Annotated in this window: 17 protein-coding genes and 1 other annotated feature; all 17 genes read right to left on the bottom strand. The window is 39.1% G+C overall.

Annotation, left to right across the window (positions count from 1 at the left end; translation table 11 throughout):
- Positions 1-134: 134 nt before the first annotated feature.
- The 17 genes from ileS to ftsW all read right to left on the bottom strand — a co-directional run bounded on the left by ileS (position 135) and on the right by ftsW (position 16,142).
- On the bottom strand, positions 135-2,897 hold the full coding sequence (gene ileS, locus AB1H92_RS10215) for an isoleucine--tRNA ligase (RefSeq protein WP_115360397.1): 2,763 nt from the start codon (positions 2,895-2,897) through the stop codon (positions 135-137).
- Positions 2,898-3,049: 152 nt separating this feature from the next.
- Positions 3,050-3,272: a binding site (T-box leader), on the bottom strand.
- A gap of 107 nt (positions 3,273-3,379) precedes the next feature.
- Positions 3,380-3,889 carry a DivIVA domain-containing protein gene (locus AB1H92_RS10220; protein WP_115360396.1) on the bottom strand — a complete coding sequence of 170 codons (510 nt, stop codon included), beginning with the start codon at positions 3,887-3,889 and terminating at the stop codon, positions 3,380-3,382.
- Positions 3,890-3,986: 97 nt separating this feature from the next.
- A complete protein-coding gene (locus tag AB1H92_RS10225; protein WP_115360395.1) occupies positions 3,987-4,763 on the bottom strand; it encodes an RNA-binding protein in 777 nt (258 codons plus the stop codon).
- Positions 4,764-4,863: 100 nt separating this feature from the next.
- On the bottom strand, positions 4,864-5,151 hold the full coding sequence (locus AB1H92_RS10230) for a YggT family protein (RefSeq protein WP_115360394.1): 288 nt from the start codon (positions 5,149-5,151) through the stop codon (positions 4,864-4,866).
- 26 nt (positions 5,152-5,177) lie between these two features.
- Positions 5,178-5,657 (bottom strand): cell division protein SepF, encoded by a 480-nt coding sequence (locus tag AB1H92_RS10235; protein ID WP_115360393.1) that lies wholly within the window; start codon positions 5,655-5,657, stop codon positions 5,178-5,180.
- Complete coding sequence (locus AB1H92_RS10240) at positions 5,657-6,346, bottom strand: YggS family pyridoxal phosphate-dependent enzyme (protein WP_115360392.1); 690 nt, start codon at positions 6,344-6,346, stop codon at positions 5,657-5,659. The genes AB1H92_RS10235 and AB1H92_RS10240 overlap by 1 nt, the downstream gene beginning before the upstream one ends.
- 68 nt (positions 6,347-6,414) lie before the next feature.
- A complete protein-coding gene (locus tag AB1H92_RS10245) occupies positions 6,415-6,660 on the bottom strand; it encodes a PRC-barrel domain-containing protein (RefSeq protein ID WP_166739527.1) in 246 nt (81 codons plus the stop codon).
- 119 nt (positions 6,661-6,779) lie between these two features.
- Positions 6,780-7,562 carry an RNA polymerase sporulation sigma factor SigG gene (sigG, locus tag AB1H92_RS10250; protein ID WP_115360390.1) on the bottom strand — a complete coding sequence of 261 codons (783 nt, stop codon included), beginning with the start codon at positions 7,560-7,562 and terminating at the stop codon, positions 6,780-6,782.
- Between the two features lie 93 nt (positions 7,563-7,655).
- On the bottom strand, positions 7,656-8,366 hold the full coding sequence (gene sigE, locus AB1H92_RS10255; protein WP_082295070.1) for an RNA polymerase sporulation sigma factor SigE: 711 nt from the start codon (positions 8,364-8,366) through the stop codon (positions 7,656-7,658).
- Positions 8,356-9,210, bottom strand: a complete 855-nt coding sequence (locus AB1H92_RS10260; protein WP_115360389.1) for a sigma-E processing peptidase SpoIIGA — start codon at positions 9,208-9,210, stop codon at positions 8,356-8,358. Before AB1H92_RS10260 ends, sigE begins: the two co-directional genes overlap by 11 nt.
- A 307-nt stretch (positions 9,211-9,517) precedes the next feature.
- On the bottom strand, positions 9,518-10,702 hold the full coding sequence (gene ftsZ / locus AB1H92_RS10265) for a cell division protein FtsZ (RefSeq protein WP_115360388.1): 1,185 nt from the start codon (positions 10,700-10,702) through the stop codon (positions 9,518-9,520).
- A 59-nt stretch (positions 10,703-10,761) separates the two neighbouring features.
- Entirely contained in the window at positions 10,762-12,045 is a 1,284-nt protein-coding gene (gene ftsA, locus AB1H92_RS10270; RefSeq protein ID WP_115360387.1) for a cell division protein FtsA, read from the bottom strand.
- 94 nt (positions 12,046-12,139) lie between these two features.
- Entirely contained in the window at positions 12,140-12,511 is a 372-nt protein-coding gene (locus AB1H92_RS10275) for a small basic family protein (protein ID WP_115360386.1), read from the bottom strand.
- A 2-nt stretch (positions 12,512-12,513) separates the two neighbouring features.
- A complete protein-coding gene (locus AB1H92_RS10280; RefSeq protein WP_115360385.1) occupies positions 12,514-13,227 on the bottom strand; it encodes a DUF881 domain-containing protein in 714 nt (237 codons plus the stop codon).
- A gap of 19 nt (positions 13,228-13,246) precedes the next feature.
- Positions 13,247-13,966: a DUF881 domain-containing protein gene (locus AB1H92_RS10285; protein WP_115360384.1), complete on the bottom strand. Its 720-nt coding sequence runs from the start codon at positions 13,964-13,966 to the stop codon at positions 13,247-13,249.
- Positions 13,950-14,792 carry a cell division protein FtsQ/DivIB gene (locus tag AB1H92_RS10290; protein WP_115360383.1) on the bottom strand — a complete coding sequence of 281 codons (843 nt, stop codon included), beginning with the start codon at positions 14,790-14,792 and terminating at the stop codon, positions 13,950-13,952. Before AB1H92_RS10290 ends, AB1H92_RS10285 begins: the two co-directional genes overlap by 17 nt.
- Before the next feature lie 225 nt (positions 14,793-15,017).
- Positions 15,018-16,142: a putative lipid II flippase FtsW gene (gene ftsW / locus AB1H92_RS10295; RefSeq protein WP_115360382.1), complete on the bottom strand. Its 1,125-nt coding sequence runs from the start codon at positions 16,140-16,142 to the stop codon at positions 15,018-15,020.
- Positions 16,143-16,149: the final 7 nt, after the last annotated feature.

The raw sequence follows: 16,149 nt of genomic DNA on the forward strand, positions 1-16,149 counted from the left end.
AACCCTTGAGTCAATTTCATAATGACCTTATTCTGCTACATCGACGCAACATATAGTTCGAGAATGGTCCAACTCGACTATATGTTGTGGTGATGTAGCAATAAAATCCTATTATGAAATTGACTTAGATAGAATTATGCATAATGATTTTTTACAACATCCGCACAACGAGCACAGATTTCCGGGTGTGTTTCGTCGCTTCCAACTGTTTCAGAAATCGTCCAGCAACGGTCACATTTCTCGCCATCTGCCTCTTCAACAAGTACGCTTACTGCGTCAAGTTGAAGCGCTTCTGCTGACGCTGAAGTAGCTTCCCCTTCTACAAATTTCGAAACAATAAAGAACTGGCCATAATTGACATCATCTAATTTGAACACATCTTGTAACTGCTCCGGAACGTAGACCGTCACTTTCGCCTCAAGTGATTTTCCAATCCCTTTTTCGTTACGCGCCACTTCTAAAGCTTTCAAGACATCATCACGGATCAGCATTAACGTTGCGAAACGCTCTTTCAACGCTTGTGCTTGTTCACCAAGATCCTCTGCTTCCGGCATATCGGTTAATTGAGCACTTTCTTCTTCAACATGTTCCAAATGCGCCCACATTTCATCAGCCGTATGCGGTAAAATTGGCGTTAATAATTTCACTAACGCTAGTAATGTATCATACATAACCGTCTGCATCGCACGACGATGTGGATGCTCTTTATTTTCAATATACACAACGTCTTTTGCAATATCGAGGTAGAACGAGCTTAAAATTCCTGTACAGAAATTGTTTACCGCGTGATAAACCCCTGCAAATTCATAACGGTCATATGCTGCCCGAACTTCTTTAATTAATTCTTGAAGTTTTACATATACATACTGATCAACAGGACGTAAATCTTCAAACGCAATGCGATCTGTATTCGGGTTAAAGTCCGATGTATTTCCGTGAATGAAACGGAAAGTATTACGAATTTTACGATATACTTCTGAAACTTGTTTAAAGTTCGAATCAGAAACGCGTACATCTGCCGTATAATCTACAGAAGAAACCCAAAGTCTTAAAATCTCCGCACCAAATTGGTTCATCACTTTTGCTGGTACGATTACGTTTCCAACTGACTTACTCATTTTATGACCTTTACCATCAAGCGTAAATCCATGGCTTAGTAGACCTTTGTAAGGCGCATGTCCGTTAATTGCTACACTTGTTGTCAATGAAGAGTTAAACCATCCACGATACTGGTCAGATCCTTCTAAATACAAATCTGCTGGATAAACAAGGTCTTCTCTTTCCTCTAATACACCTTGGTGAGAAGATCCTGAGTCAAACCAAACGTCCATAATGTCAGTTTCTTTCGTAAACTCGCCGTTTGGACTACCTTCATGTGTAAAGCCTTCTGGCAATAAATCTTTTGCTTCTCTCTCAAACCAAATATTCGATCCATGTTCACGGAATAATTGAGATACATGCGCAATTGTTTCATCTGTAATAATGGATTCTCCATTTTCCGCGTAAAACACTGGAATTGGAACACCCCACACACGTTGACGTGAGATACACCAATCACCGCGGTCACGAACCATATTATGCAGACGTGTTTCTCCCCATGATGGTGTGAACTGTGTTTCTTTAATCGCACCGAGCAACTCCTCACGGAAAGATTCAATTGACGCAAACCATTGCGCCGTTGCACGATAAATAACTGGCTTTTTCGTACGCCAATCATGTGGATAGGAGTGTGTGACAAATGCTAATTTTTCTAATGCATTTGCCTCTTCAAGTGCTTCACCGACTGCTTTGTTTGCATCTTCGTAAAATAGACCCGCGAATCCTGGCGCTTCTTCAGTCATAACCCCTTTACCATTCACTGGGCAAAGTGCATCAATGCCATACTCTTTAGAGACGTAAAAGTCTTCTTCACCATGTCCAGGTGCAGTATGAACGCAACCCGTTCCTGCATCCATTGTGACATGATCACCAAGCATAATGAGGGAGTCACGGTCATATAAAGGATGCTTTGCAACAATACGATCTAGTTCCGCACCTTTAACTACTTTTTCTACCGTGTAATCTTCCCAGTCAACTTCATTTGCAACAAACGACAGTAAATCTTCAGCAATTAGAAATTTCTTTTCTCCAGCTTTGACAACGATGTAGTTATACTCCGGATGAACAGTAATTCCTAAGTTAGCTGGAATCGTCCAAGGCGTTGTCGTCCAAATTAAGAAATGTACATCTTCAGCAATAACACCGCGCCCATCTTTAATCGGGAAACTGACATAGATCGATGGTGAACGTTTATCTTTATATTCAATTTCTGCTTCAGCTAATGCAGATTCACTTGATGGCGACCAGTATACTGGCTTCAATCCTTTATAAATATAGCCTTTTTTCGCCATTTCTCCGAACACTTGAATTTGACGTGCTTCGTACTCAGGTGTCAGTGTAATGTACGGATTCTCCCAGTCTCCTCGAACACCCAGACGTTTAAACTGCGTGCGTTGGCTATCGATTTGCTCATATGTATACTCTTCACACATACGACGGAACTCTGCTGTAGAATGTTCTTGACGTTTCACACCTGTATTCACAAGCGCTTGCTCAATCGGCAGTCCATGCGTATCCCATCCTGGAACGTATGGAGCATGATAGCCAGTCATTGACTTATGACGGACAATCATATCTTTCAACACCTTATTTAACGCGTGCCCCATATGAAGGTCACCATTCGCATATGGCGGTCCATCATGCAATACAAAAAATGGTCTCCCTTTTGTTCTTTCTTGGACTTTCGTGTAAATATCCATTTCATCCCATTTCGCCTGCATTTCTGGTTCCCTGTTCGGTAAATTACCGCGCATTGGAAACTTCGTCTTTGGCATTAATAACGTATCTTTATAATCCATTCAAAAATCCTCCTTAAAATAATTGGACGTAATCGCATCATACGTTGATGATCCTATTTCAAAATAACGAATAAGTTCTATCGCTTTAATAGCTTGCTTGAGAGAAAAAATCTTATTAAAGATAATTTTCCACAAAAAAATCCCCATCCCTAAAAAGGGACGAGGAATTAGACTCGCGTTACCACCCTACTTGCAGCAAAAAAACATTTTGCTACCGCTTAAGTCGCCATAACGGAGGCTAACCGGGAATACGTACTCCATTCCGTAATCCAGCTCAAGAGTGATTTTCATTTCCTGATGTTTAACTAGGCTCTCACTATCCCTAACTCGCTTTGTAATAAAACAGGAAAATACTGTCTCTGTCCATGCTATTATAAATCGATTCAAATTTATCTTGTATTATATGCTTATCATTATAATTGTGAAACTAAAATGAGTCAAGTTTAAGAATTCTTTATCATTATAGGCGAAGTCTATAAAATTTAAACCTCTTCTCCTGCAAGTTCTTGAACTTGTTCTACATCAATCTCATATTCAAGTAAATTATCCCAATCGTCTGCATTCACTAATTCCAGTTGCGCTTCAATTAACATTTTAAAACGATTGCGGAACACTTTAGATTGCTTTTTCAAATCTTCAATTTCCAACGAAATTTTTCGTGCACGTGACAAAGCTTCATTAACAATACGGTCAGCATTTTTTTCCGCTTCTTTAATAATCAATTTTGATTCTTTCATCGAATTCCTACGAACATCCTCCGCAGCTTCCTGGGCTGTAAGAATTGATTTTTGTAACGTTTCTTCTATCGTATTAAAATGCGTAATTTGCACCTGCGTTTGTTTTAGTTCGCTTTTAAGTGTTTTATTTTCTTCAATGAGGTTTTCATAATCCTTCATTACTTGCTCTAAAAACTCATTGACCTCATCTTCGTCATATCCACGCCATTTACTACTAAATTCTTTATTATGTATATCAAGTGGTGATAAAGCCATCTAAAATACCTCCTCTTACATTGTACTTCTCATTATACATATAAACGTTGTCGATTACAGCTGTTTTCTGTATTTTCACATACAATAAACCGTAAAATCATTCTAATTTCCCAGTAATCAGACGAATTTTGTCTTTTCTAGTTCTCCCTTCAATCGATATGATTTTAAATCGACCAAATCCACGGATAGATAAGACGTCTTCCTCAAATAATTCCATTGCTACATCGCTTTGAGACACCCAATTCACGCGTACTTTATCACTACGGACTAATGAAACCGCTTTTTGTCTAGACATATTTGTAATGGCAGCGATGACAGCATCTAAACGCATCGAACTGACCACTTGTAGCGACTCTATCCACGTATCTGCAGAAACTAATATATCGGAGTCATCCGCAATTTGCGTGACAGAGATTTTTGCTTTGCCAATCGAAGTAAAATTCGCAACGATATAATCCTTTAACTCGGCCGTCACTGCAAATTGAACTTCTTCATCACGAAATTGAATGTCCCCAAACTTCCCACGGTCAATGCCGAGCGACATGAGCGATCCAAGTACATCTTTGTGTGCTAACGTTATAAATTTAGAAGCATAATTAATCTTAAAAACAGTTACGCGATAATCTTCTTTGGTCGGTTCATAGTAATTCGGGTAAATGAGCACCCTCATTCTTTCAGCATTCGAAAATGCACCATGCGCCGAAACAAGTAAATCGCTTCCACTGGCTAAAGACTGTACTATATAACGCTCTCTAGGGTTGAGATAATCAGTTAGTTTAGGCACATATAAGTTTTCAACTTCCCTAATCCAACCAATCACAGTTTCTATAAACGGTTGTTCGTCTTTTCTAAAATGTTGAAGTATCGACTCCATGCTCATTCTCCTTACGAAAATTCATGCAATCATAAACAAAAATATCTGCAGACAAAGTTTCAATAACCTTGTCTACAGACTAGAACAGTCAATTTATATTTTACAGTAATGCATTAATCATCATTTGAAATACGTTAGACACTCCGGCGGATATGAAGCGTAACGCAAATATCGCGATGATTGGCGATAAATCAATCATACCGAGTGGTGGAATAAACCTTCTGAAAAATGATAAATAAGGTTCAGCTAATGTACCGATAAATCGACCAAATGCATTTTCTCGCATGGATGGGACCCAGGACATTAAAATATAAATAATTAAAATAAAACTATAAATGGAGATTGCATTTTTTATAAATCCATGCAATAACAGTAAAATGTCGATCATTGTAAAACATACACCTCATTCAGTTTCTATTGTTCAAAATAATCGGATATAGCACCAGCAACTTCTACGTTTTCCGGTACACAGAGAAAGATATCTGTTCCGATTCGCTGAATGTCTCCACCAAGTGCATAAACCGTGCCGCTTAGAAAATCTATAATTCGTACCCCTTGATCGCGCTCGATACGTTGTAAATTTACCACGACTGCTCTTTTGTTTTTCAAATGCTCTGAAATGTCTTGTGCTTCTGCATACACACGTGGCTCAGCCAGGACAACTTTGGAAGATTTCTGAGCACTTTGCAAGCTAACGATTCGCGGAGATGTTTGTTCATCTCTTACTGGATCAGGCTTACGATTTTTTGTCCTCTTAGGTCTCTGTTGTTCGGTCATCATCGGGCGGCGTACTTCACTTTTAGACTGTTGTTGTGGCTGTTGTTTAGCTTCCTTTAGTTCCTCTTCTTCCTCATCAAGATAAAACCAGTTTTGGAATTTGTTTTTTAAACTCATCAGTCTCCCTCGCTTTCCTCTCCGACTAGTGCTGTTCCAATTCTTACGTATGTTGCTCCCTCTTCAATTGCAATCATATAATCATTTGACATCCCCATAGACAGTTCAGTGCAAGGAGCATGTGCTAAATTTAAAGTTTGAATTTGATTACGCAGTTCTCTCATTTTCTTGAAGATCGCTCGAATTTCTTCTTCGTCTTCAGTATTCGGCGCCATTGTCATAAGTCCAACTACTCGTATTTTATCGTATTCCGCCAATTCTTCTATAAAGCTTGTCAACTCATCAGGCGTCAAGCCAGATTTTGATTCTTCACCGGAAACGTTTACTTGTATGAAGCAATCTACTTGTTCTGTGGCACGCTTTTGAATTTCTTTAGCGATACTCATTCTACTTAATGAGTGGATGTGGCTAACCTTATCAATAATATCTCGGACCCTTCTACTTTGAAGGTTCCCAATAAAATGCCAGTTCACATTATCTGAAACTTGTTCTAGTTTTTGTGTTAAACCATCTGGACGATTTTCTCCAAGATGCTTAAATCCTGAATCAATTACTTGTTTTGCTCGTGTCGAAGAAACACCTTTCGTAACAGCGACAACATGAACATCGGAACGATTTCGCCCAACTTTGTCACAAGAAGTTTGAATGTTTTTTTCGATTTGTTGTATACGTTGTTGAAGTTTGTTCATTCTAATCACTACTTTTCATATATCATTCCTTTTATTGTAGCAATGAAAAACATACTAATCAATATAAATCATTCTTTTTGCTCTTTCTTTCCTACTAAAACGATATCTTTTCCAATTACTGTAATATCTGAAACCCGAACTTTTTTCACGTCATTTTTCTTTGAATCAAAAAATAAAGCCCTTTCACCGCCGCCGATATGAAATGTTTCTATTTTTCCATTTTTGACGTCGATTGTTGCATCTTGCACGTATCCAAGAAAAGAACCTCTCGTCGCATCGATGACTTCCTTTTTTTGTATCTCAGAAAATTTCATAACATCGCTCCTTTTTACCACCATATGCATAAGAATAGATATTGAAAACCGTTAACACAACGATGAAAATAAAAAAGCGCAATGCAACCGATGTGCACTGCGCGTTAACTTTGAATTAGTTAATTTTCTTCCATGCCCTCACGAATAATTTTCACCGCATTTTTTTCTAATCTAGAAATTTGGGCTTGTGATATTCCCATCTCTTTTGCTATTTCTGTCTGTGTTTGCCCGAGATAAAAACGTTTATTCAAAATAGATTGTTGTCGCTCGTCCAATTCAGTCATCGTTTCTTTTACTGACACATAAGTTAACCATCGATCTTCTGATATAGTTTTATCTTGTAACTGGTCCATTAAAAATACAGGGTCTCCCTCTCCACTATTCATCGGTTCGTGAAGAGACATTGGGTCTTGTATAGCGTCTAGTGCATACAGAATATCATCCGCTGGGATTTCAATTATCTCTGACAAGTCAGATAGCTTTGGTTCATGTTGATGTTCATTAATAAACTCTTCCCTAGCTCTCATCGCTTGGTAAGCAATATCTCGAAGCGATCTTGAAACTCGAATTGCATGATGGTCACGGAGATGTCTTTTGATTTCTCCTAATATCATTGGAACAGCGTACGTTGAAAATCGGACATTATGTTTTAAATCAAAGTTGTCAATCGATTTTAATAAACCGATACATCCAACTTGAAACAAATCATCTGCCTGCTCGCCGCGATAAATAAATCGCTGAACCAAGCTGAGAACTAATCTCAGGTTTCCAATCACCAGTTCTTCTCTTGCAGACTCATCGCCGTTTTGTAATCGCACAAATGTCTCTCGCATTACTTCATTAGATAGTAACGGTAATTCAGACGTATCGATTCCACATATTTCAACTCTTGTACGTACCATTCTTTATTCCTCCGCATTCTTTAGATGACTGTATCGATAGTCTATCCGCAGCGGTGTGGAATATGCGCAAAACATTTCCTCCAATTTCAACCATTATGCAATTGGATGATTTAACATTTCCCGTAGTTCAATAATAATTTTCTTTTCTAATCGAGAGATGTATGACTGGGAAATGCCAAGCATTTCAGCGACTTCTTTTTGAGTCATTTCGGTTTTTCCAGTTAAACCGAAACGGCATGCCATAATATATCTTTCTCGATCATTCAATGTCTTAACAGCTTCAATCATATGCTGTCTTTCAATTTTTCTCTCCACGTTATCTATAATAATTGTCGCTTCGGTTCCCAATATATCAGATAGTAATAATTCATTTCCATCAGCATCCGAGTTTAATGGTTCATCGAAAGAGATTTCCGATTTTGTTCGATTCGTTTTACGAAGATGCATTAAAATTTCATTTTCAATACACCGTGAAGCATACGTAGCTAACTTAATATTTTTATCAGGCTTAAATGTTTCAATTGCTTTTATAAGTCCAATTGCACCAATACTAATTAGATCTTCAATATGCGTATTCGTATTATCAAATCGACGGGCAATATACACAACGAGGCGTAAGTTTTTTTCAATTAACGTGTCTCGCGCTTCCATGTCACCTTCCATAAACGCACGAATCGTCTCAGCCTCTTCCTCTCGTGTAAGCGGTTTCGGAAGTGAACCATGTCCTCCAATATAGTACGTACCATTTTTGCCTCTGAAAAATGAAGCGATAATCGTCATCCATTTTTTAATTTCATTTAGCATGTTCTTTTCTCCTTTCGCCTATTATTTTTTCCATGGCAGAGACATGTAAAATCACATGAGCACCTTCGGGATAACGGCGGTCTTCTTTTGTTATAACGATAAAACCTTGATCGAGCTTGCCACCTCCTTCGATTGACCAGTCATCATATTTAATACCAACTGCCCATGATTTGCCTTGTACAGTCAATAACCTGACAAGACGGAGTTCTTTCCTATATACCTCAGGAAAGTCTACCAGTGTAGATGGTCCTTGTGGATTCCATGAGAATAAAGCTTTTTTTAATGAATGAGGAATATAATTCTCTACTGCATGTAATGCAATGAAATGAACTGGATAACCTGATAATGGCTCAGTACAGCTATTTCCTGAATCTACAAAAACTGTTAACGGAATTTCGCTCCCCCAAATATGGAGGGTTGAATTGGCAAGAAGCTCTGAGACGTGTTGCGAAGTACGCACATCAAGCCATTTTATTTTTATAAGATAAAGCGCAAAATAAGCAATCCCTGCATAGATAATAACTGCTTGATAACCACCTAAAATTCGGACATTGTATTGTAACGCTGTCAATAATCCACCTGCAAATAGCGTACCAATTAGCACCATTGAGGCTGATTTTTTCCAAGGTTCAAATGACTTGCCGAAAGCAACAACTGTCATACTTATAAAAGCGACAAGAATTGTCCAAAATGAAACTGGGAAAAAAACAACTGGTATCGCACCGACAAAGGAAGCTAAACAGAGCCGAGCAAGACCAATTTTCACATTTTGCATTTTATTTGCGAATGACAAAATCGTAAAGTTAAATACCATATTCAATCCGATAATCAGCTCGCCATACATAGAATGTCCTCCCTCGTACTAAAGATAGCACGCAACCTATAAAATGTTTGTCGGTTTGGGTACTTTTAATAAAAAAAGGTTCGACAATTTCCATGTTGAAAATATATGTATAGCGCCCAGATTACATGAGTAAAATGACGGACAAATTTTACAATTATCTTTTCACCGGCATACCAAAGCAGAATAAGTGTAGTTTTTGTAGAGTCAAGAAATTTATGTTGCGAAATCATAAAAAATTATCTCAGTTCATATAAAAAAACATTCCATCAACGGAAAAACCATTGATAGAATGTTTAAATGTTTATATTTATCTACGGCGACGGTTTCTTAAAAATGTCGGAATATCTAAACCATCATCCGCTTGATTATTTTGTTGCGCATGAATTGGTTCCGGTTCAGGTTGCTTATATTGCTCCTGTTCCTCACGACGACGCTCCATCGGACGTTCTACTTGTTGTTCACGAGCAGGTGATTGTGCACGATTTTGAGCGTTTCCACCAATTCCTGTACCTCTTGTAGGTCTTGCTGAAATTAATTGCTCTTCTGTAAATCCTGTTGCAATCACAGTAACAATAATTTCGTCTTTCAAATTATCATTAATTACGGAACCGAATATCATATTGACATCTTCATCAGATGCTGATGCAACAATATCTGCTGCTTCTTGTACTTCAAATAAGCTTAAATTGGATCCTCCTGTAATGTTCATGAGGACGCCTTTAGCACCGTCAATGGACGTTTCTAGTAGTGGACTGGAGATTGCTTTCTTCGCTGCTTCAGATGCTCGGTTCTCGCCAGTTGAAATCCCGATACCCATAAGTGCAGAGCCTTTATTAGACATAATTGTTTTCACGTCTGCAAAGTCTAGGTTGATCAGTCCTGGGACTGCAATTAAATCTGAAATACCTTGTACACCTTGACGTAGAACGTTATCTGCTTCACGGAATGCTTCAAGCATTGGTGTATTCTTGTCAACGATTTCAAGTAGTTTGTCATTTGGAATGACAATTAATGTGTCTACGGAATCTTTCATCGCTGTTATTCCACCAATTGCTTGTGTTTGACGCTTTCGGCCCTCAAACGTAAACGGTCGCGTCACAACACCAACTGTTAATGCGCCCAAATCTTTTGCAACTTGCGCGATGACGGGTGCTGCTCCTGTTCCTGTACCTCCACCCATTCCGGCAGTAACGAATACCATATCTGCACCGCGTAGCGCTTCTTCGATTTGTTCTCTACTTTCTTCTGCTGCTTTCTTTCCAACTTCCGGGTTTGCTCCTGCCCCGAGTCCTCGCGTTAACTTTGTTCCAATTTGTAATTTCACTTCAGCTTCAGATAGATTAAGCGCTTGTGCATCTGTATTTACAGCAATAAACTCGACACCTTCTACTCCATGCTCAATCATTCGGTTTACTGCATTATTTCCACCACCACCAACGCCGATTACTTTAATGACGGCAAGTTGGTCAATATTCGTATCAAAATCCAGCATTTTCTCTCCTCCTAAATTTTACTTCCATATATGTTTGCTCATTCTATCAATCTCTAACATTATTCAAAGAAGTTATTAAATACTTTTCTCGCTTTAGACATAAAGCTTTCCTTTTCTACGTGCTCTCTGTTCGTCTGTTTTTGCGCTTTTGCTTGTGCAAATGAATGGTCATCACTTGTACTTACAGCTGGTTCATCAGAAATTGAACCAAAGAACTCTTCTTGCATATGCGCATATCGAATTAGACCAACTGCTGTTGTATACATCGGTTCACGTACACCGATGTATTCAGGTGTATGAATACGAACTCTCGATTTCAGGACATGGCGAGCGAGTGGAAGCATTCCTTCAATCTTCGTAATGCCTCCTGTTAGGACGACGCCGCCTGGTAAATCTTTAATCCCCATCTTAAATAACTCTTCTAAGACAAGGTCGAAAAGCTCTTCTAATCGAACACCAATGATTTCCGATATGTATCGTTGACTGTATTGTTCTTTAGAATCTGCACCAATCACTGGCACTTCGAATAAATCATCATCTGAAGCATCGTCATAAAAAGCATGTCCAAACTTATGCTTTATTTTTCTTGCTTGTTCGGTAGGTGTCTTTAACACAATTGATAAATCTTTTGTTACGTGGTCTCCTCCTATTGGCAGTACACTAGTTGCCATGAGTCGATCATCACCGAAAATAGCAATCGTCGTTGAGCCTCCACCGATGTCAATAAAAGCTGTCCCATGATTCATTTCATCGTCCGTTAGCGCAAACGTTCCTGCTGCAAGAGGCTGTAAATAAATTTCTCGAATTGTTAAGCCCGCACGTTCAACACATCGTAAAATGTTATGAACAAGTGTTTTAGACGTCGTAATCAATGTTCCATCCATTTCTAATCGAACACCAATCATACCGCGAGGATCGGTAATTTCCCCGTAATCATCAACGATAAATTGCTTTGGAATAATATTCACAATTTCCCGTTCGGGTGGAACAGACATCACTTGTGCTGACTGCATCACACGATCAAGATCATCATCGGTAATTTCCCGATTCTCAGAATTAACTGCAACGACTCCTTTAACATCTTGTAAAGTGACACCGTTAGCAGGAATCCCTACTACCACTTCATGTATTGCCATCCCTGTCATTCTTTCGGCTTGGTCAACCGCTTTTTGAATCGACTCTACAGTCGCATCAATATCAATAATCGTACCCCTACGAATTCCTGAAGACTGAACATTCCCTACTCCAATGACGTGAAGGGTTTCACCATCTACTTCCCCAATCAACACTTTAATTGACGATGATCCAATATCTAATGAAACATATAGTTCAGATTGGCTCAATGACTGACACCTCCAAATTTAAAGCTTATCTTCCATTCTATTTCATTATAACCATATTGTCTAAATTTTTTCGACATCGGGTATTCAAATCCTTTCATTCATTCGTATTTCCGGTCGCACTTTTACTTCTATCAGTCCATTTTGCGAGTAATATTCTTCGGATGACAGCAATATTTTGAAAAAGCCGAACAGCAAATGCAAAGATTGCTGCAAGATATAAGTCAAGTCCGAGATGAACCCCTAAAAACGCAAGTCCAACTGCTAGAGCGATATTAAAGAAAAATCCTGTTACGAAGATTTTATCATCATATACTTGCTGTAGGCTAGCACGCATTCCCCCAAATAAGGAGTCAAGGGCAGCTAAAATAGCAATTGATAAATAGTTACTGTAAACTTGCGATACTTGTATGTCTGATAAAAGACCAAATGTTACACCTAATATAAGGCCAAGCAAGGGTAGCCACATCGTTATTCCCCTTTCGGCAATTCATTTAAGTACAAATTTTTAACGCTTTCTTTCCAACCTCTAATTTTCACACTGTTTACAGGTTCTCCAACTCTTAACACTAAATCATCTAAATAAAAATCATCATGAATTGCAGATGCCTGCAATGTGTTATACACCATTTCACTATCCTTAGAAGTGTCTGTAATCACTTTTATAGTAAACGGTGGCGAGGCAACATTTAATCCATTGACAGTCGTAAAGCCATTGATATCTCGAATTGCACTTAAGGAGGTATATCGTTTACCATCGATTTCCAATGCCCGCCATTTCACACGGTTTAATTCATTGACAAAGCGCGTCAAAAGATCTGGCGATATACTTGTAATACCGATACCTAGCGCAATACTTTCTGGAGACGGTTCAACTTCAATGACCAATCCAGGCCCCTCTGTGTCTGTCATACCAGCTTGTGCGTGTAGTTTTTCTACAGTTTCTTTAAGTGCTTGTCCTGTGTTTTCATCACTTAATGATTCATAGGTCCGAATTGTCTCATCCAAACCCCGTATCTCTTTAAGTAATTCAGAATGTAGTTTTTTCTCATTTGATAATTCATTTCGAATTGCCCACATATCGCGTGTGTCACGTTTCTCCGGCTTTTGGATTGTATTATACTGAATCGCTATCATAAAACCAACAATGAGCAAAACGATCATAAACTTCAGTTGTCTTCGCATTTGCTCACCTTCCTTACGTTCAGCTTTCTTCTCCTACCGCGGCTAACTGAAGATTTTTAATTTGCTCTGTCGTTACGACGATATTGTCCAATAAAAGCCGATCAATCACGCCACCTTTTAAATACAGAGCTTCATGCAATACGTCCATTTTTCCAACTGCCTCAATAACAAACGGAGCCGGAAATGTTTTCCCGTCAATCGTAATGACAGGACCTGTACATTTAATATACGAATTATGCGTTATACGTTGCCCATTAATTGAAATTCCTTGAGCGCCTGAAATTCTTAATTCGTTAATTACCTTAAAAATATGGCTTTCATGTACAATATAATCATTTGGGTTCTGCTCAATCGGATCATATTCCGCATCCATAAGTGTAACCCTAAGGCCTTGTCCCATTGCTGGAACTACACCAAGCAGCAGGCGAAGATCTTTCGCTTCTTCTACTAAGTCAGCATGATCTTCTTCTTGTTCTAAGAAGGAGCGCTCATAGGCTCTAATCTCCTCCTGCTTGACGCCGATATCGTCGGAAAGTTCCCTGTTTCGTTCTTGTTGTTCTATAAGTTCTTCTCGGTATTTTTCTTCTGCCAAAAACGCAGCGGACGATAACTGATCGTGCTTCGCATCTTTACCAAACGTTCTATAAGAAAATGCTAGAATAAAACCTAATACGAGGAACACGATTGCAAATAGTATTGGTCTTCCTCTTTTATCAAAAAAACTACTCGCTTTCCTCATCGTATTCGACCTCTTCCTGTTCCTGTTCCTGTTCCTCTTCCTCTGCCTCTTCCTCTGCCTCTTCCTCATTACCAGTTACACCATAAATCTTACTATAAGGCGTAAAGAAAGTACCAACTTCCATGTCAATGACCCCTTTTTCTTCTCCATCTAACTGAGCAATGATGGCAGAATAATAGGCCATTTTCTCTGCAAATGTAGGGATAATCGCCTTTATCTCATATCCATCATCCATAAATACCGTAATAAAATCCGGCTCCTCTTTCCTCCCTGTATAAAGGATTTCAGATATTAACTGATAAACTTCATTTTCCATTTTTATTAACTGTTCGGTCATTCGTTTCTTAACATCTATATCAGTAAAGCCGTTTAAAATTGGTGCATCCTCTTCTGGTGCGAGCTTTTCAGGCGTGAAAACGTCACCATTTTCTAATAACAGCCCAAATTGACCATCGTTTTCTATATAGGCGATAGGTTTCCATTCAGTTACTGTGATTTGAACCCCTCTCAACCACTTCCTGGAGACAACAGCTTTTTGAACACCTTCAATTTTCTCTAGTCGCTGTTCTACCTGTTTCGCTGAAAATCCCCACAGAGAATCATCCACCTGCAGTTCACTTTTGTCTGTATAAAATGATGGCTCATAGATTTTCGCACCTACAACATGGAACTTATCAATGCGACTAAATGGTGATTGGAAATAAAGAATGACGAGAAGAGCGATTAGGAATACCGATACGATGAATATGAACTTCCGATTCGTTCTCCTCCGTCGCCTTTCACGCATCGATGGAATTCTTTCTTCAATATCAATAACCTTTTCCATACCGCCCCTCCTCTCATATATGTTTTAAATTTTGTTTTGTAAAAACTCTTGTCACTTACGGTCATAAGCAAGCTAGCTATGTGGCAAAGTTCACCACTCGGGCCTACAGGATGTAGGTCATGCAATCGTTGCAATCGAACAGCGAAGGGTGAGATTTGCCGTATTTCTGCGCACTTTGCAGAAATTAAGGCACATACAGGACGCGGCGTTCCTAGACAGCCTTCCTTACTTCGACTTATGCCCGTCGTGTCTAACCAGGCGCCCTCCGCTTTTATTATTCATAAAGTGGAGGATGACTCCGGCTGCCATCCATGTTGTTAGTAAAGATGAGCCTCCGTAACTAATAAATGGGAGTGTAACGCCTGTAACGGGAAGTAATCCGGAGACTACTCCGATATTTAAAAATGTCTGGAAGAAGATCATTGCGCCCATGCCTGAAACAACGAGTAAAGAAAAGCGTGCTTCGGTGCGAATCGCTATCCCAAATGTTGCGATTAAAAAAACAACAAATAACAGAAGGATAATTGTCGCTCCTATAAACCCTGATTCCTCGGCAATAATGGAAAATATAAAATCATTTTGGGGTTCAGGTAAATACAAATATTTTTGCCTACTGTTGCCATATCCGTGTCCAAATAGTCCACCAGGTGAAATCGCAAACAGAGATTGTATTGCTTGAAACCCAGTTCCCAGTGGATCGTTCCACGGATCGATATACGATTTAATCCGGTCTAATCGATAAGGCGCTGTAGCAATTAGCGCAATAAAAGCCCCTACCCCAGCGATACCAATCATCGTAAAAAAACGTAAAGAGTAGCCAGCGACGAATAATACGACAAATGCAGAGACGATTAAAATAACTGTGGATCCTAGGTCCGGTTGCAACATGATGAGTGCAGCTGGCAATAAAATATACCAAAGATGTTTAAAACTAAACATTTTTTTCCCGCTTGTTTCAACCAAACTACTTGCTAATTTGCCAATCAGGGCTACCTTAATGAACTCTGCTGGTTGCAAGCTAACTGGACCTAGAATAATCCAACTTTGTGATCCATTTCGAACCGCACCGATGCCTGGTATTTTCACCGCAACAAGGGCAACAATGGCTAAGTAATACAATATCGTCCATACTTTTTGATTGGATGTTAAGGGACTTTTCATAATAAATGCTGCAATTCCAATAGATACCAACATGTAAATACCTTGCTTTACAATGAATGGAGACGAATCAGCATAATGAACTGTCCCCCAATAGGATCCTGCCGAATGCACAAATGCCAATCCAATACACGACAGTGCGAGCGCCGAAGTGACGAACGCAACTTTTAGCTTTCCTTCCAGTGAACGCATCCTTCCA

Origin of the sequence: Sporosarcina pasteurii, assembly GCF_041295575.1 — a bacterium.
Classification (GTDB): domain Bacteria; phylum Bacillota; class Bacilli; order Bacillales_A; family Planococcaceae; genus Sporosarcina; species Sporosarcina pasteurii.